Source organism: Knoellia sp. S7-12, assembly GCF_040518285.1.
In the GTDB taxonomy this organism is placed as follows: domain Bacteria; phylum Actinomycetota; class Actinomycetes; order Actinomycetales; family Dermatophilaceae; genus Knoellia.
In genome coordinates this window covers 1508169-1524552 of the sequence record NZ_CP155449.1, presented here as the reverse complement: position 1 = coordinate 1524552, position 16384 = coordinate 1508169, and the positions used below count along the sequence as shown (strand labels likewise).

The window sequence follows — 16384 nt, the reverse complement described above, 5'->3', positions numbered from 1 at the left end:
GCGGCGCCAGCCCACGCGCCTCCGGTGGGCTGGGAGCGACCCGAGGATCGTTAGGGTGACCCCTGTGAGTGACCCCGCACAGACTGCCCTCGCCGACCTGCTCGCCGTCCTCGACCTCAAGGAGGTCGGGACGGCCGACGTGAACATCACCACCCGCCCCACCGGCGATGGCGCTGACTCCGTCCCGATTCCAGCGACCTTCGCCGAGGAGATGACCCTCTTCCTGGGTCAGAGCCAGAAGATGCCCCACGGACGCGTGTTCGGTGGGCAGGTCCTCGCACAGGGGCTGGTGGCCTGTGGTCGCACGGTCACTTCCGACGAAGGCGAATCCCCGCGACCCATCCACTCGCTGCACGCCTACTTCATGCGCCCGGGAGACGACACCCAGCCGATCTACTTCGCGGTGGAGAAGATGCGCGATGGCCGGTCCTTTTCGACCCGTCGGGCCCACGCCATCCAGAACGGCAAGCCGATCCTCTCGATGAGCTGCTCGTTCCAGGAGCCGGCCGACGGCCTCGATCACCAGGACGCGATGCCCGACGTGCCCGGGCCGGACGGCCTGCAGTCCTTGAGCGACGTCTTCGGCGGCATCGACCATCCCGGCGCCAAGCATCTCGCCGAGGGGCGCGCCATCGAGCAGCGCCACGTCGAGGGTCAGCTCTTCCTGGCTCCCGGCGAGGAGGCCGTCGCACGTCAGAGCGTGTGGACGCGCGCTGTCGGCACCCTGCCCGACGACCCGCTGTTGCACTCGGCCGTTCTCGCGTATGCGTCCGACTACGCCCTGCTCGAGCCGGTCCTGCGCCGCCACGGCCGCCAGTGGGTGGGTGGGGGACTCAATGTCGCCAGCCTCGACCACGCGATGTGGTTCCACCGACCGGCACGGGCAGACGAGTGGATCCTCTATTCACAGCAGTCGCCGTCGGCCCAGGGCGGTCGCGGGCTCGGCCTCGGCCGGATGTTCGCCGCCGACGGCACCCTCGTCGCGACCGTCGCCCAGGAGGGCATGCTCCGCGTCCGCGACAACCTCGGCTGACTTTGCCGGCCAGGCTCTGGGTCTGGGTCTGGTCAGGGGAAGACGAGGTCGGGTATGCCGGCCGCCGACACCGTGACCGTGTCCCGTTCGAGGTCGGCCGAGACCGTGACGCCACGGTGCGTCATGACGAAGAGACCGCCGCGGTCCGCGACGGTGCAGGTCACATCGGCAAATCGGGTCTCGGACGTGCCAATCACGCTGCGCCGCAATGCGATCAGCTGTCGATACCAGTTGAGCAGGGACGCGTGAGGTTCCGAGGCGAGCTCATCCCACCGCAGCACGCTCACGTCGCGGGTCGCTCGTGACTGCGGGTCGGGCACGTCCGCGGCAGCCCAACCGTGCCCACCGAACTCGGCCCGCCGTCCGGCCCGCACTGCTTCGGCCATCGACTCGTCGGTGAAGTCAGTGAAGAACTGCCAGGGCGATGAGGCAGCGAACTCCTCACCCATGAAGATCATCGGCGTGCCCGGGCCGAGCAGATAGAGCGCGGCCCCGATGGCGGCGCGACCGGGCGCGATGCTGGCACCGATACGATCGCCGGTCGCTCGGTTTCCGACCTGGTCGTGGGTCTGCAGGTAGGTGACGAGCCGACGTCCGTCGAGCTCGTCGACATCGACCGGCTCGCCCCACTCGCGGTCGCGGAAGGTGGACCAGCGGCCGTCGTGGAGGAAGCCGCGGGTGAGCACGTGTGCCAGCACATCGAGCGGTCCGCCGTCGGGCAGGCTGCGTGTGCCGCCGCCGAAGTCCTCGTAGTAGCCCTGGGTCTCGCCGGTGAGCGCAACGTGCAGGCCGTGGTGGACGTCGTCGGCCCACTGCGCCGTCATGCCCAAACCACCGTCAACGGTGGGCGTGACCATCGTCGTGTCGTTGAGGTCGCTCTCGGCGATGAGGTCGAGCGGTCGTCCGACGTCGCGGGCGAGGTCGGCGACGGCATCAGAAAGCTCGGTGAGCAGGTGCCGCTCGCTCTCGTCGACGAGGGCGTGGACGGCGTCGAGTCGCAGCGCGTCGACGTGGAAGTCACGCAGCCAGCGCAGGGCGTTGTTGACGATGAACGCGCGCACTTCGTCAGACCCGGGCGCATCGAGATTGATCGCCGGACCCCACGGCGTCAGGTGGTTCTGGGTGAAGTAGGGGCCGAACCGGCCGAGGTAGTTCCCACTCGGACCGAGGTGGTTGTAGACAACGTCGAGGCAGACCCCCAGACCACGTGAGTGGCAGGCGTCCACGAACCGCTGGAAGGCGGCCGGTCCACCAAGAGCGTCATGGACGGCATACAGGTCAACCCCGTCGTAGCCCCAGCCCCATCGCCCCGGGATCGCTGCGACGGGCAGCACCTCGACGACGTCGACACCGAGGTCGACGAGGTGATCGAGTCGATCGATGGCGGCCTCGAAGGTGCCCTCGTCGGTGAACGTGCCGATGTGGAGCTCATAGATGACTCCGCCGAGCGAGCCGGCACCCTGCCGCGGTCCGCGCCAGTTCGTGTCGGTCCATTCATGGGCGGCAACGTCGAAAAGACGGCTCGGTCCGTCGACACCATGCGGCTGCCAGGAGCTGCGCGGGTCCGGGAGCGCCGGCTCCTCGCCATCAACCACAAAGGCATAGTCGAAGGCGCCTTTGGTCAAAGCGGCGTATGCCGTGTGGTCGCCTTCCCAGCGCCACCAGCCTCCGTCGCCACGCACCATGGGCTCGCGCGCCGGCGTGTCACCGGGTGCACCGAAGTCGAGGTCGACGCGCGTGGCCTCGGGCGCCCAGACCTCGATCATGACTGCCTCACCATGAGGGCGACAGGCAGGTCAATGAGGAGGTCGGCCAGTCGCACATCGCCAGAGAATGTGTCAGTTCCACTGTCGGACAGCAGGTTTCGCCACGTTCCCTCGGGAACCTTCACCGTGGCATCTCCCCAACCACCGGACGCCGCCAGCCGGTCGGCCTCCCGGGTGACGACAGCAACGGCAGTGATGCCGGTGCTGTCGCCGCGGCCCAAGGCCAGGGCATGGTCGGTCGTCGTGGCAAGGCCCGCATAGGACGCACCCGCGCCGATGAACGAGTCAGCGCGCTCGCGCCTCAGCCGGAGCGCTGCCGAGGTCACGAGCAGCTTTTCGTCGTCAAGGTCACGCGGACGTTCTCCGGCATCGAGCCGGGACAACCTCGTGACTCGGTCGCCGTAGTCCACGACCCCACGGTTGTCCGGGTCCACGAGGGTGAGTGCCTGCAGCTCGGCTCCCTGATAGACGTCTGGCACACCGACGCTGACGAGCTGAAGGAGCTTCTGGCCGAGGATGTTGGCGCGCACCGAGGCGGCGTGGAGTGACAGCCAGGTCTCGAGATGGACGATGATGGCGGGGTCCGAGACGACTGCGCGAGCAAAGCCGACGACCGCGCTCTCGTAGTCGGCGTCGCCATCGACCCAGGCGGTGTGGTCCTTGGCCTCACGGACGGCCTTGAGGACATAGGCCTCGATGCGGTCCGGGGTGATCGGCCAGGCGCCGAGCACCGTCTGCCAGATGAAGTACTCCGTCGCGTCATCGAGTCGTGAGTCACGCTGTGCCACAGCGAGTTCCGACGCGGTGCGGACCCACTCGTCCCAGTCGGACGCGCTCTCGGCCAGGGTCATCAGCCGGGCGCGGACGTCCTCGGAGCGCTTGGTGTCGTGCGTCGTGAGTGTCGTCATCGTCGTCGGCCACGTGGCCTGCTGCCGCTGCACGAAGGTGTGGAACTCGTCTGCGCCGATCGACAGGTGTGACGGGTGGCCGCCCACCTCGTTGGCGCCGGTCATCCGCAACCAGCGATAGAACGCTGTGTCCTCGATGCCCTTGGCCATGACCGGGCCGCAGGTCTGCTGGAAGCGCACGACGAAGTCGTCGACCAGAGCCCGGTCTGCACCCTGCGGCGCCTCCCCCTGAACGAGCGAGACGACGAGGTCGAGGTGAGCCTGCGCTTCGGCCGGCAACAGGTCGCGGGCCCGTTGGGCCGCTCCCTCCAGGACAGCACGCTGCTCGGGCTTGACGGCTGCACCCGGCACAACGTAGGCGCGGTAGCGGTCCATCGAAACGAGCAGCGCACCGAGTGCTTCACGGGAGAGCCGGGGGTCGGAGTCGGGGAGGATCCGCTGCACGAGACGCATCAAGCGGTTGATCTCGGCGGCCTGCACCGACGTGACGACGTGCTGCTTCGCCTCCAGGACGACGTCATCGAGAGACTCGCGACCGGGAGCGTGCCCGGCCCACAGCCGGTCGAGCACCTCGTCACCGGAGTCAGAGGTCAGCACCTGTTGCACCCGCAGCAGGGTGTCGTAGCCCGTGGTCCCGGCACAGCGCCACGACTGCGGCAGCTGCTCCTCACCCTCGAGGATCTTCTCGGCGACGACCCAGGCGTCCCCCGTCTCATCGGCGAGCCTGGCGAGGTAGCCACCCGGGTCGGCCAGACCGTCAGGGTGGTCGATGCGGAAACCGTCGATCGCACCCTCGCGGAACAGCGACAGCAGCAGGGCGTGGGTGGCATCGAAAACGCTCGAGTCCTCAACGCGCATCGCCGTGAGTGTCGTGACGTCGAAGAAGCGCCGATAGTTGAGATCGGCCGCACCGTCGCGCCAGTTGGCGAGTCGATAGTGCTGTCCCGCAACCAGATCCCCGAGGTCCAGCCCTTCAGTCCCGGGCGCCACGGGGTACTCGTGGTCGTAGTAGCGAAGCACCGTCTCGTCGCCGTTCACTCCGCCGTCCGACGCCACCGAGAGCTCCCCCGCGGCCAGCACCTCATCGAGGGTCGACCCCAGCACCGGCATGAGGATCCGACCATCGTCGACGTCCCAGTCGACGTCGAACCACGAGGCCGCCGCCGACTCACGCCCCTCCCGCAGCAGCGACCAGAGCGGCGCATTGAGGTGCGTCGTCCCCGGCACCGTCATGTGGTTGGGCACGACGTCGACGATGATCCCGAGCCCTTGCTGGTGGGCGGCGGCCACGAGTCGGTCGAACGCCTCGCGCCCACCTGCCTCCGTATTCAGCGTGGAGTGGTCGACGACGTCATAGCCGTGCGTCGAGCCCGGCGCCGGTTGCAGGATCGGCGACAGATACAGGTGCGAGACACCCAACGACGCGATGTATGCCGTCTGCTCGGCCGCCGCATCGAACCCGAACCCACCGTGGATCTGGAGTCGGTAGGTGGAGGTGGGCACAGCGCGACGGGAGTCGCGCACGACAACGGGAGCGGGCGGCATACGCATCAGTCCGAACGCTCGGACGACGCAGCCCCGACGGTGTGGACGGCCGCCTCTCGCGGACTGCGGAGGACGACGACGGCCCGGGCGCCCACGATGACCTGTGTGCCGGCCTCGTGCCAGCCGGGGTCGACGACGTCGGCGCAGGTGTCGATCTCGGTGATCCAGCGCTCACCCCACTCGGTCGCGGGGATGGTGAAGGGTGCCTGCTCTTCGTCGGCGTTGAAGAAGACGAGGAAGTCGTCGTCGGTGATCATCTGGCCGCGCGTGTCGGGCTCGTGGATGGCACCACCGTTGAGCCACATCGCGACCCGCAGGGTGTCTCCGTCCCAGCCGAACTCGTCCATCGGCTCGCCCGAGGGTTGCAGCCAATAGATGTCCCCGAGCGTCGACTGGCCACCGTGGTCGGCTGAGCCGGCGAAGAAGCGACGACGGCGGAAGACGGGGTGGGTGCGCCGCAGCTTCACGACGGCCTTGGTGAACTCCAGCAGCTGGAGCTGATCCTCGTCGAGCTCCCAGTCGACCCACGCCAGCTCGTTGTCCTGGCAGTAGACGTTGTTGTTGCCGCCCTGGGTGCGGCCGATCTCGTCGCCGTGGCTGATCATCGGCACGCCCTGCGAGAGCAGGAGGGTGGTGAGGAAGTTGCGCAGCTGGCGCAGCCGGAGCTCACGGATCTCGGGGTCGTCGGTCGGCCCTTCGACGCCGTGGTTCCACGAGCGGTTGTGGTTCTCGCCGTCGTTGCCGTCCTCACCGTTGGCGGCGTTGTGCTTCTCGTCGTAGCTGACAACGTCACGCAGTGTGAAGCCGTCGTGCGCGGTGATGAAGTTGATCGAGGCGATGGGCTTGCGGCCGCTGTGCTCATAGAGATCGCTCGACCCGGTGATCCGTGAGGCGAACTCGCCCAGTGTCGCCGGGACGCCCCGCCAGAAGTCGCGCACGGTGTCGCGGTACTGCCCGTTCCACTCGGTCCACAGGGGCGGGAAGTTGCCCACCTGGTAGCCACCGTCGCCGACGTCCCAGGGCTCGGCGATGAGCTTGACCTGCGAGATGACCGGGTCCTGCTGGATGATGTCGAAGAAGGCCGAGAGCTTGTCGACCTCATGGAACTGACGGGCCAGCGTGGCGGCGAGGTCGAACCGGAAGCCGTCGACGTGCATCTCGGTCACCCAGTAGCGCAGCGAGTCCATGATGAGCTGGAGGACGTGCGGGCTGCGCATGAGCAGGCTGTTGCCGGTGCCGGTCGTGTCGTAGTAGTGCTTCTTGTCGGAGTCGACGAGGCGGTAGTAGCTCGCGTTGTCGATCCCGCGGAAGCAGATCGTCGGGCCGAACTCGTTGCCCTCAGCGGTGTGGTTGTAGACGACGTCGAGGATGACCTCGATGTCGGCCTCGTGCAGGGCCTTGACCATCGCCTTGAACTCGGTGACCTGCTGACCCCGCTGCCCCTGCGCATAGGAGTTGTGCGGCGCCAGGAAGCCGATGGTGTTGTAGCCCCAGTAGTTCGTGAGCCCCTTGGCCTGCAGCGAGGTGTCCTGCACGAACTGGTGCACCGGCATGAGCTCGATGGAGTTGATGCCGAGCCCCTTGAGGTGATCGATGATCACCGGGTGCCCAATGGCGGCATAGGTCCCGCGGATCTCCTCGGGGAGGTCCGGGTGGGTCATCGTCAGACCCTTGACGTGCGCCTCATAGATGACAGCGTCGTGGTACTCGTGACGCGGCGGCCGGTCATGCCCCCAGTCGAAGTAGGGGTTGATGACGACGCTGAGCATCGTCTTGCCGAGGGAGTCCTCGGTGTTGCGCTCGCTCGGGTCCTCGAAGTCGTAGGAGAACAGGGCCTGGTCGTTCGTGACCTGCCCCTCGATCGCCTTGGCGTAGGGGTCGAGCAGGAGTTTGGACGGATCGCAGCGGTGTCCAGAGTCAGGGTCGTAGGGACCGTGCACCCGATAGCCGTAACGCTGCCCCGGCTGCAGGCCCGGGAGGTAGCAGTGCCACACGAAGTGGTCGATCTCGGGGACCGAGATCCGAGTCTCGATCACCTCTCCATCGGGGCCGTCATCGATGAGACAGAGCTCGACGATGTCCGCTGCCTCGCTGAACAGCGCGAAATTCACGCCACTGCCGTCATAGGTGGCACCCAAGGGGTATGCCGTTCCGGGCCAGATCTCCATGGCCGCCTTCCGCTTCGTGTTTTGGTCATCACTCACACACAGGACAACGGCGGCCTACGTGACGCGAGCGACAGCTGTCCGGGGACGCTGCTGGGTAGGGTTCGCGCAGGGATCCAACCTACCGAACTCGACCGCCCCGGAGGACCACCGTGACCAGCAAGCGCACCGCCATCGTCACCGGAGCCGCCCGCGGCATCGGCGCTGCAACCGCTCGTCGCCTTTCGAACGACGGGTATGCCGTCGCAGTGGTCGACCTCGACGAGGCGGCTTGCGAGGTGGTGGCCGTCTCAATCCGTGAGTCCGGCGGGTCTGCGCTGGGTGTGGGCATCGACGTCACCGACGGGGAGCAGGTCCAGGCGGGCGTGGCCCGGGTCGCCGACGAACTCGGGGCACCCGTCGTTCTCGTCAACAACGCCGGCATCATCCGCGACAACCTGCTCTTCAAGATGAGTGAGTCCGACTGGGACTCGGTCATCAACGTCCATCTGCGTGGTGCGTTCCTCATGTCGAAGGCGTGCCAAGCGCACATGACCACCGAGAAGTTCGGTCGCATCGTCAACCTCTCGTCGTCGTCGGCGCAGGGCAACAGGGGCCAGGCGAACTACTCCGCGGCCAAGGCCGGGCTCCAGGGCTTCACCAAGACGCTCGCGATCGAGCTCGGGAAGTTCGGCGTCACTGCCAACGCCGTGGCTCCGGGCTTCATCCAGACCGACATGACCGCAGCGACGGCGCAGCGGATGGGCGTGTCCTTCGAGGACTTCCTCGCCCACGCCGCCTCGCAGACGCCGGTGCAGCGGGTCGGCCAGCCCGAGGACATCGCCGCCACCATCTCTTTCCTCTGTTCCGAGGAGGCCGGATTCGTGTCCGGGCAGGTCATCTACGTGGCCGGCGGACCCCTCGACTGAGGGCGGCAGACCCGTCGCCGGAGGGCGAGGGACTTGAGTAACGATCGCGCCGGGGAAACTACTTGACCATGTGGTTAATTATCCGTTAGGTTAACAACGTGACCGACGCACTCAGCTCCACGTTCGCCGCCCTGGCCGACCCGACGAGACGGGCCATCCTGGCTCGCCTCTCCTCGGGCGAGGCCACGGTCGGCGAGCTCGCCGAGCCGTTCGCCATGTCACTGCCGGCGATCTCGAAGCACCTCACGGTCCTCGAGCGCGCCGGGCTCATCACCAAGAGCCGAGATGGGCAGCGGCGCCACTGCCGCATCTCGGTCGCCCCCCTCAAGGACGCGACGTCGTGGCTCGAGCTCTATCGCCAGCACTGGGAAGAGCAGTTCGACAACCTCGGCAGCTATCTCGCGACCATCCACCAGCCCTCCGACGAGGGCACACCACAGGAGAACCCGTCATGAGCACATCCATCGAGCAAGCCGCCACGGGCGCCCACGAGCGCGCCACGATCACCACTGAGGGATCGGAGATGGTCATCACCCGGACCTTCCCCGGGACCGCAGACCTCGTCTTCGAGGCGATGACCAACCCCGAGCACATCCGCAAGTGGTGGGGCGCCGGCCACGGCACCATGACCACCTGTGAGGTCGACCTGCGCGTCGGCGGCGCCTGGCACTTCGCTCAGAGCGCCGGTTCCACTGGCGACGAGGTCTCCTTCTCGGGCCACTACAAGGAGATCGAGCGCCCCGGCCGCCTCGTGCACACGGAGCGCTTCGACAACATCGACAGCCCCTACTCGGTCATCGACACGACGTACACCGAGGACGCGGGGACACGCACGACAACGTTGCGTGCGGTCATCACCTACGACTCCCCCGAGACCGTCCAGGCGGTCGTCGACTCCGGCATGGAGCACGGGCTGCAGAGCTCCTACGACGCCATCGACGACGTTTTGGCGCAGTTGGCCCGCTGAGCTTGCGCAGCCGGCCGAGCCGGCGCATCAGTCGAGAGGAGAGAACCCGCCGCTCATGCCGGACGGCATACGGCGCGTTCTCTCCTCTCGACTACCCCTGTGGATGACGCCACGGCCGCTTTCCCGAATTTCGCCATCCTCTGTGGATGCTGGCATCACTCCTTCCGGAGGAGCTCGCGGCCGGACCGTTCAGCACGGCACGCGCCCGTGCGCTCGGCGTCGCTCCGTCCCGCCTCCGTCGGGGCGATCTTGTGCACCCAACCCGTGGCGCGCACCTTCCAACTCCTCCCACCACACTCGCAGCACGCGCGGCGGCATACAGCGCGGGTATGCCAGCGGAGCGAGCCTTCTCGCACGTCACCTCGGCCGTCCTTCAGGGCCTTCCCCTTCCCACGTTTCTTGAGGAAGAGGGGACGACCGGCGCGCTTCACGTCATGGCTCCGACGACCGACGGCCGCATGCTGCGCAAGGGCTGCGTGGGTCACCGGGGTCTGGAGATCCGCAAGACCGTCGAAGTCGATGGGGCGCGCGTCGTCGCCCCGGCCGACACGTGGGTGGACCTTGGCGAACTGCGACGAGGTCGACTGACACTTGACGACCTCGTCGTGGTTGGAGACGCAGCCGTGGCCCGCATCGACGGCGAGTCAGGGCTTCGCGTCCCCTCGGGATCGCGCACCTCAGTTGGAGTTCGAGCCCTGCATGAGGCGCTCGTGCGCCGAGTGAGACCGCGCGGCAAAGTCCTGTTGACCCATGCTCTGCAATTGATCAGGCCCAGAGTTCGATCCCCGATGGAGACACGCGCCAGGCTGATGTTCGTGAGCGCTGGGTTCCCGGAGCCGGAGCCCGGCGGTGTGATCACCGACGAGGCCGGCGAGTTCCTTGCCGAAAGTGACCTGGTCTGGCGGCGCCAACGCGTCATCGCCGAATACCAGGGTGCCCATCATACCGAGATCGGACGACGCAGCATCGATGCCAGCCGTCGCCATCTCCTGGAGGACAAGGGCTGGGCGGTGCGTGAATTGTTTGCCGCGGACGTCTACCAACAGCCGCGGCGGGTCACGAGCATGGAGGCGGTGGCTCAGCTGCTCGGAATCGACCCCTCAACACTGATGATCACGTGATCCGAAGAATCACGTGATCATCAGCAGTCGAGAGGAGAGAACCCGCCGTATGCCGACCGGCATACACGGCGGGTTCTCTCCTCTCGACCGGGGGGCGGGTACGACCCGTCAGAGGCCGAGGTCGCGGCCGATGAGCTCCTTCATGATCTCGTTCGTGCCGGCCCAGATCTTGTGGACGCGAGCGTCCTTCCAGGCGCGGGCGACGCGGTACTCGTTCATGAAGCCGTAGCCACCGTGCAGCTGCACGCACTCGTCGAGGACGTCGCACTGCACCTCGGCCGCCCACCACTTCGCCTTGGCCGCGTCGATGGCCGTCAGCTTGCCGTCAGCGTGCGCCGCGACACAGTCATCGATGTAGGCCTCGCTGACCTCGACCTTGGTGACGAGCTCGGCGATCTTGAACTTGTTGTGCTGGAAGGCGCCGATCGGCTGACCGAAGGCCTTGCGCTCCTTGGTGTACTTGATCGTCTCCTCGAGGATCTGACGACAGTTCGCCATGTTGGCGATGGCGTTGCCGAGCCGCTCCTGCGGGAGCTTCTGCATCATCGAGATGAAGCCCCTGCCCTCCTCACCGAGGAGACGATCGGCGGGGACGCGCACGTTCTCGAAGAAGAGCTCAGAGGTGTCGGACTCCGGCTGGCCGACCTTGTCGAGCGGCTTGCCCTTGGAGAAGCCCTCGTCCTCGGCTTCGAGGACGAAGAGCGAGATGCCCTTGGCCCCCTTGGTCGGGTCGGTGCGCACGGCCACGACGGCGAGGTCGCACTGGTGGCCGTTCGTGATGAACGTCTTGGAACCGTTGATGATCCAGTCGCCGCTGCCGTCGTCGGCCCGGATCGCCGACGACTTGAGCGCGGCGAGGTCGGAACCGCCAGAGGGCTCGGTCATCCCGATGGACAGGATCTTCTCGCCGGTGACGACCTGCGGGAGCCAGCGCTCCTTCTGCTCCTGGGTGCCCAGCGCGACGATGTAGGGCGCGGTGATGTCGGAGTGGATCCCGAAGCACGACGACGTCGCAGCGTTGAACTTCGCGAGTTCTTCGGCCACGACCGCGTTGAAGCGGTAGTCGACCATGCCCGCGCCGCCGAACTCCTCGGGGATGCCCAGACCGAAGAATCCCTGCTTTCCCGCCTCGATCCAGATGTCGCGCGGGATCACGTGCTCGCGGATCATCTCCTCCGCACGGGGCTTGAGGGTTCGCTCGACGAACTCACGAACAGAGCTCCGGAAGGCCTCGTGGTCGGCGTCGTAGATGTTGCGGGGCATGACACTCCTCGAAAGAAACACGGTTGACTAAGCGCTTGCTTAGTCAACCGGCCCTCAGGCATGCTGTCAACATGTCGGCCACCACAGGAGCACCGCTGTCGGAGCAGAGCATCCTCGCGACCCTTGAGGACTCCGGAGACACAGCAGGCGCAACGGTGCTCAGGTTGATGATGGCTGCGGCGGACGCCTTCTCAGAGAAGGGGTTCCACGCGACGACGACGCGTGACATCGCCTCCCGCGCGGGCCTCTCCCCCGCTGGCGTCTATGTGCACTTCACGTCCAAGGAGGATCTCCTCTTCCAGCTGAGCCGGCGCGGCCACCAGACGGCCCGCGACCAGCTCGTCGCCGCCGCCGAGGCCGCCGATTGCCCCACGGACGCGCTGCGCTCGATCATCGGCGGCTTCTCCAAGTGGCATGCCGAGCACCACCAACTCGGTCGGATCGTCCAGTACGAGTTCCATCACCTCACCCCCGAGCACCGTGCCGCGGTCCTCACCCTCCGCAAGGAGATCGACCAGGTGGTGCGTGGAGTCCTGACCGATGGGGTGGCGCAAGGTGACTTCGAGGTGGCGGACACGTCCGGCACGGCTCTCGCGCTCCTGTCCATGGCGGTCGACGTCGCCCGGTGGTACTCCCCCGAGATCAAGCGAACACCCGATGACATCGCCCGCACCAATGGGGACCTTGCAGTCCGGCTGGTCGCGCGACGCTAGGCTCTCTGCCCATGACCGACGCCGGAGGACACGGGGGCTCCCCGTCGATCGAACACCCCGACTACTGGTGGTACCTCGCGCGCACCGATCTGCTCCATGCCGCGCTGAGTCATTTCGCGAAGGGCCGCACGACCGTCCTCGACATCGGCAGCGCCGATGGCCCGAGTGCCAGCTGGCTCCACGACGGGACGCGACACCTTGCCTCACTCGACATCGACCCACGTGGACTGAGCGCCAACGGTGTGTGCGGCTCGGCGCTCGCGCTACCTTTCGCCGACTCCTGCTTCGACATGGTGTCGGCCTTCGATGTCATCGAGCACTGCGACCCCGAGGCAGAGGCTCTGGCCGAGGTCAACCGCGTGCTTCAACCGGGCGGAACCTTCCTCATGGCCGTTCCCGCCTACCAATGGGCCTGGACCGACTTCGACGTCGCAAACGGTCACTTCCGCCGCTACACGAAGGCTCGCGCCATGACGGCGGTTGAGCGAGCGGGCTTCCGAGTCGACCGGGCCACCTATGCGTTCACGTCCGTGTTCCCGGGCTTCCTGGCCGAACGGCTGGTTCGCAAACTACGCAAGCCCAGACACACGGGCCCAGCCGACATCGTCAAGGACCCTGAAGTGCCCCGGTTCCTGCACCACGCACTCGTGGGGCTCTCAAAGGTCGATGAAGCGGTCCTGCGGCGAGCCGACCTGCCCTTCGGCAGTTCGGTTTTCCTGGCGGCGACGAAGGTCAGCGACCCCCGCTGACGCTGCGCGTCACCACGTCCCAGCCGTGACCGGCTCGAGCTGTCGCACAAGCTCACCGACGAGTTCGTATGCCGTGTCGTCCGAGTCGTTGGACATCGACAACATGACGTGGGCCAGTCCCACTTGGGCGAGGGTGCCGTAGTAGTCGACAGCCTCGTCCACGGACTTGATCTGCTCCCCTCGCGGCGACGTGCCGCCCGAGCGCCCCAGAGTGAGTCGCGACAGCGCAGTCACCTCGATCTCACGCGGGTCGCGGCTCACGTCATCGCAATGGTCGCGCAGGATCGCGAGCCGAGAGGCCATGGCCTCCGGGCCGCCATCGAAGAGGTTGCATGCGTCGGCGTACTTCGCGACGAGCCGAAGGGTCTTCTTGGGCCCACTGCCACCGATGAGGATCGGGGTGCGGCGCAACGGTGCCGGCACGTTGAGGGGACGCTCGAGAGTGAAATGTGTTCCGGCATACGGGGTCTCGTCTCCGTCGAACATCTGGCGCGTGATCTGAAGGGTCTCCTCAAGGCGCTCAAAGCGCTCTGCGACCGCGGGATACGGCACACCCAGGCCGCGATGCTCCTCCTCGTTCCAGGCTGCGCCGATGCCGAGCCAGGCGCGCCCACCAGAGAGGACGTCGAGCGTCGTCACGGTCTTGGCGAGCAGGCCCGGGTGCCGGTAGGTAACACCAGTGACGAGCGTGCCGAGCTCGATCCGCTCCGTCGCCGCAGCGGCATACGCGAGCGCTGTGGAGCCCTCGAGCATGTCGAGCTCGGGAGGGCCGATCATCTCGATCTGGAAGAAGTGGTCCATCACCCAGAGCGAGGCCATGCCTGCGCCCTCGGCGTTCTGGGCGATCCGCTTCAAGGTGGGGCCGATCGATGCCGGGGCATCTGGCCAGGAGAAGTGGGAAACCTGCAGTCCACAGCGCATGACCCTGATCCTGCGCAGAATGTCGCCACCGCCGCAAACGCAGCACAATGGCTCAGTGCGAATGTTTGCCGCCATCGTGCCTCCACCCCCTGCCCATGCCGATCTCGAGTCCTTCGTCGACGCGCGACGCGACGTGCAATCCGAGTTGCGCTGGACACCTGCCCATCTGTGGCACGTGACGCTGGCGTTCATGGCCGAGGTGCCGCAGGACCGCGTCGACGATGTCATCGACGCCGTGGCCTCCGCGTCCGTCGGGCACGCACCAATTCCGCTGCAACTCAACGGTGCTGGCGTCTTCCCATCGCCCGATCGAGCCCGGGTCGTGTGGATGGGCGTTCGCTCGGACGCCGCCGATGGCCTGGCCAGACTTGAGGCGCTGGCCCTGGGAGTACGCCGAGCCAGCGCTCGCGTCGGCGCCTCACCGGCCGGCGGTGACTATCGCCCTCACCTCACCCTGGCTCGGTCGCGTCACCCGTTCGAAGCGACGCACTGGCTGCGTGCCATGGATGCCCATGCCGGCCCGTCCTGGCTCGCAGACGAGGTGACGGTCTTCGTGTCCCACAGGGGCGAAGGAAGGGGCAGACCGCACTACGAACCCGTAGCGGTTTGCGCCCTCGGTGCAACAGTCAGTCGCGGGTGAGCTTGCGGTAGGTGACGCGGTGCGGTCGGGCTGCATCCTCACCCAGGCGCTCGATCTTGTTGGCCTCGTAGGCCTCGAAGTTGCCCTCGAACCAGTACCAGTTCGCCGGGTTCTCCTCATTGCCCTCGTAGGCGAGGATGTGCGTCGCCACCCGGTCGAGGAACCACCGGTCGTGGCTGATGACCACGGCGCAGCCGGGGAACTCGAGCAGGGCGTTCTCGAGGGAGCCGAGGGTCTCGACGTCGAGGTCGTTGGTCGGCTCGTCGAGGAGGAGCAGGTTGCCGCCCTCCTTGAGGGTCAGCGCCAGGTTGAGGCGGTTGCGCTCACCACCGGAGAGAACGCCAGCTTTCTTCTGCTGGTCTGGCCCCTTGAAGCCGAACTGCGACACATAGGCCCGTGACGGGATCTCCACCTGGCCGACCTGGATGTAGTCGTGCCCACCCGAAACGGTCTCCCAGAGGTTCTTGTTGGGATCGAGCCGGCTGCGACTCTGGTCGACGTAGGAGATCTTGACCGTCTCACCGATGTCGACGAGCCCGCCATCGGCCGGCTCGAGGCCGACGATCGTCTTGAAGAGCGTGGTCTTGCCGACGCCGTTGGCGCCGATGACGCCGACGATGCCGTTGCGGGGCAATGAGAACGACAGTCCGTCGATGAGAACGCGGTCGCCGAAGCCCTTCTTGAGGTCCTTGACCTCGATGACCTTGCTGCCCAGACGCGGACCAGGCGGGATCTGGATCTCGTCGAAGTCGAGCTTGCGGGTGCGATCGGCCTCTGCGGCCATCTCCTCGTAGCGAGCGAGTCGCGCCTTGGACTTCGTCTGGCGGGCCTTGGCGTTGGAGCGCACCCACTCAAGTTCATCGGCGAGGCGCTTGGAGAGCTTCTGGTCCTTCTTGCCCTGGACCTGGAGTCGGGCCTGCTTCTTCTCGAGGTAGGTCGAGTAGTTGCCCTCGTAGGGGTAGGCACGACCCCGGTCGAGCTCGAGGATCCACTCGGCCACGTTGTCCATGAAGTAGCGATCGTGCGTCACGGCGACGACAGCGCCGTGGTAGGCCGCGAGGTGCTGCTCGAGCCAGAGGACCGACTCGGCGTCGAGGTGGTTGGTGGGCTCATCGAGGAGCAGCAGATCGGGCTTCTGGAGGAGCAACTTGCACAGGGCGACGCGGCGACGCTCACCACCGGAGAGGACAGTGACGTCGGAGTCCGGCGGCGGGCAGCGCAGCGCATCCATCGCCTGCTCGAGTTGGGAGTCGAGGTCCCACGCGTCGGCGGCGTCGATGTCCTCCTGGAGCTTGCCCATCTCCACCATGAGGCCGTCGAAGTCCGCGTCCGGCTCGCCCATCTCCTCAGAGATGGCGTTGTAGCGGTCGAGCTTGGCCTTGATCTCGCCAGCACCCTCTTCGACGTTGCCGAGGACGGTCTTCTCCTCGTTGAGTTCGGGCTCCTGCATGAGGATGCCGACGCTGTAGCCCGGGGTCAGTCGCGCCTCACCGTTGGAGGGCTGGTCGAGGCCGGCCATGATCTTGAGGACGGACGACTTGCCTGCACCGTTGGGGCCAACGACACCGATCTTGGCGCCGGGCAGGAACGACAGCGTGACGTCATCAAGGATGACCTTTTCGGCGTGTGCCTTGCGGGCGCGCGACATGACATAAATGAACTCGGGCATGGGGCAAGGCTAACGA

At 66.8% G+C, this 16384-nt stretch carries 14 protein-coding genes; 8 read left to right on the top strand and 6 right to left on the bottom strand.

All coding sequences use genetic code 11. The features are described 5' to 3' along the window. The first annotated feature begins 64 nt into the window (after window positions 1-64). Entirely contained in the window at window positions 65-1033 is a 969-nt protein-coding gene (locus V6K52_RS07395; RefSeq protein ID WP_353953231.1) for an acyl-CoA thioesterase II, read from the top strand. A gap of 32 nt (window positions 1034-1065) precedes the next feature. Here V6K52_RS07395 and treZ read toward each other — a convergent pair whose 3' ends face one another. The 3 genes from treZ to glgX are packed head-to-tail and all read right to left on the bottom strand — an operon-like array spanning window position 1066 to window position 7420. Beyond that, window positions 1066-2799 (bottom strand): malto-oligosyltrehalose trehalohydrolase, encoded by a 1734-nt coding sequence (treZ, locus tag V6K52_RS07390; protein WP_353953230.1) that lies wholly within the window; start codon window positions 2797-2799, stop codon window positions 1066-1068. Continuing rightward, window positions 2796-5252 carry a malto-oligosyltrehalose synthase gene (gene treY, locus V6K52_RS07385; RefSeq protein WP_353953229.1) on the bottom strand — a complete coding sequence of 819 codons (2457 nt, stop codon included), beginning with the start codon at window positions 5250-5252 and terminating at the stop codon, window positions 2796-2798. The genes treZ and treY overlap by 4 nt, the downstream gene beginning before the upstream one ends. A gap of 5 nt (window positions 5253-5257) precedes the next feature. Continuing rightward, the gene (glgX, locus tag V6K52_RS07380; protein WP_353953736.1) at window positions 5258-7420 is read right to left on the bottom strand and encodes a glycogen debranching protein GlgX; all 2163 of its coding nucleotides are present in this window, start codon (window positions 7418-7420) and stop codon (window positions 5258-5260) included. Between the two features lie 149 nt (window positions 7421-7569). On the opposite strand from glgX, the gene fabG reads away from it, so the two are divergent. The 4 genes from fabG to V6K52_RS07360 all read left to right on the top strand — a co-directional run bounded on the left by fabG (window position 7570) and on the right by V6K52_RS07360 (window position 10413). Then, a complete protein-coding gene (gene fabG / locus V6K52_RS07375; RefSeq protein WP_353953228.1) occupies window positions 7570-8325 on the top strand; it encodes a 3-oxoacyl-ACP reductase FabG in 756 nt (251 codons plus the stop codon). 98 nt (window positions 8326-8423) lie between these two features. After that, window positions 8424-8780: a metalloregulator ArsR/SmtB family transcription factor gene (locus V6K52_RS07370; protein WP_353953227.1), complete on the top strand. Its 357-nt coding sequence runs from the start codon at window positions 8424-8426 to the stop codon at window positions 8778-8780. After that, window positions 8777-9292 carry an SRPBCC family protein gene (locus V6K52_RS07365; protein ID WP_353953226.1) on the top strand — a complete coding sequence of 172 codons (516 nt, stop codon included), beginning with the start codon at window positions 8777-8779 and terminating at the stop codon, window positions 9290-9292. The genes V6K52_RS07370 and V6K52_RS07365 overlap by 4 nt, the downstream gene beginning before the upstream one ends. Before the next feature lie 146 nt (window positions 9293-9438). Next, window positions 9439-10413 (top strand): hypothetical protein, encoded by a 975-nt coding sequence (locus V6K52_RS07360; protein ID WP_353953225.1) that lies wholly within the window; start codon window positions 9439-9441, stop codon window positions 10411-10413. A 108-nt stretch (window positions 10414-10521) separates the two neighbouring features. Here V6K52_RS07360 and V6K52_RS07355 read toward each other — a convergent pair whose 3' ends face one another. Then, window positions 10522-11676: an acyl-CoA dehydrogenase family protein gene (locus tag V6K52_RS07355; RefSeq protein ID WP_353953224.1), complete on the bottom strand. Its 1155-nt coding sequence runs from the start codon at window positions 11674-11676 to the stop codon at window positions 10522-10524. Window positions 11677-11747: 71 nt separating this feature from the next. On the opposite strand from V6K52_RS07355, the gene V6K52_RS07350 reads away from it, so the two are divergent. Next, window positions 11748-12389, top strand: coding sequence for a TetR/AcrR family transcriptional regulator (locus V6K52_RS07350; protein ID WP_353953223.1), 642 nt, complete (start codon window positions 11748-11750; stop codon window positions 12387-12389). A gap of 11 nt (window positions 12390-12400) precedes the next feature. Next, a complete protein-coding gene (locus tag V6K52_RS07345) occupies window positions 12401-13138 on the top strand; it encodes a class I SAM-dependent methyltransferase (RefSeq protein ID WP_353953222.1) in 738 nt (245 codons plus the stop codon). A gap of 9 nt (window positions 13139-13147) precedes the next feature. On the opposite strand, the gene V6K52_RS07340 is transcribed toward V6K52_RS07345, so the two are convergent. Beyond that, entirely contained in the window at window positions 13148-14059 is a 912-nt protein-coding gene (locus V6K52_RS07340; RefSeq protein WP_353953221.1) for an LLM class F420-dependent oxidoreductase, read from the bottom strand. Window positions 14060-14120: 61 nt separating this feature from the next. Between V6K52_RS07340 and thpR the strand changes: the two genes are divergently transcribed. Continuing rightward, window positions 14121-14699: an RNA 2',3'-cyclic phosphodiesterase gene (thpR, locus tag V6K52_RS07335; protein ID WP_353953735.1), complete on the top strand. Its 579-nt coding sequence runs from the start codon at window positions 14121-14123 to the stop codon at window positions 14697-14699. Here thpR and ettA read toward each other — a convergent pair. Continuing rightward, window positions 14686-16368, bottom strand: coding sequence for an energy-dependent translational throttle protein EttA (ettA, locus tag V6K52_RS07330; protein WP_353953220.1), 1683 nt, complete (start codon window positions 16366-16368; stop codon window positions 14686-14688). The genes thpR and ettA overlap by 14 nt on opposite strands. Between the last annotated feature and the right edge of the window lie 16 nt (window positions 16369-16384).

Excerpts from the sequence above, each read along its gene's own strand:
- treY (WP_353953229.1), bottom strand. The coding sequence starts at position 5,252 with ATGCCGCCCGCTCCCGTTGTCGTGCGCGACTCCCGTCGCGCTGTGCCC.
- V6K52_RS07350 (WP_353953223.1), top strand. The coding sequence starts at position 11,748 with ATGTCGGCCACCACAGGAGCACCGCTGTCGGAGCAGAGCATCCTCGCG.
- treZ (WP_353953230.1), bottom strand. The coding sequence starts at position 2,799 with ATGATCGAGGTCTGGGCGCCCGAGGCCACGCGCGTCGACCTCGACTTC.
- V6K52_RS07355 (WP_353953224.1), bottom strand. The coding sequence starts at position 11,676 with ATGCCCCGCAACATCTACGACGCCGACCACGAGGCCTTCCGGAGCTCT.
- glgX (WP_353953736.1), bottom strand. The coding sequence starts at position 7,420 with ATGGAGATCTGGCCCGGAACGGCATACCCCTTGGGTGCCACCTATGAC.
- V6K52_RS07365 (WP_353953226.1), top strand. The coding sequence starts at position 8,777 with ATGAGCACATCCATCGAGCAAGCCGCCACGGGCGCCCACGAGCGCGCC.
- ettA (WP_353953220.1), bottom strand. The coding sequence starts at position 16,368 with ATGCCCGAGTTCATTTATGTCATGTCGCGCGCCCGCAAGGCACACGCC.
- thpR (WP_353953735.1), top strand. The coding sequence starts at position 14,121 with ATGTTTGCCGCCATCGTGCCTCCACCCCCTGCCCATGCCGATCTCGAG.
- V6K52_RS07340 (WP_353953221.1), bottom strand. The coding sequence starts at position 14,059 with ATGCGCTGTGGACTGCAGGTTTCCCACTTCTCCTGGCCAGATGCCCCG.
- V6K52_RS07360 (WP_353953225.1), top strand. The coding sequence starts at position 9,439 with ATGCTGGCATCACTCCTTCCGGAGGAGCTCGCGGCCGGACCGTTCAGC.
- V6K52_RS07345 (WP_353953222.1), top strand. The coding sequence starts at position 12,401 with ATGACCGACGCCGGAGGACACGGGGGCTCCCCGTCGATCGAACACCCC.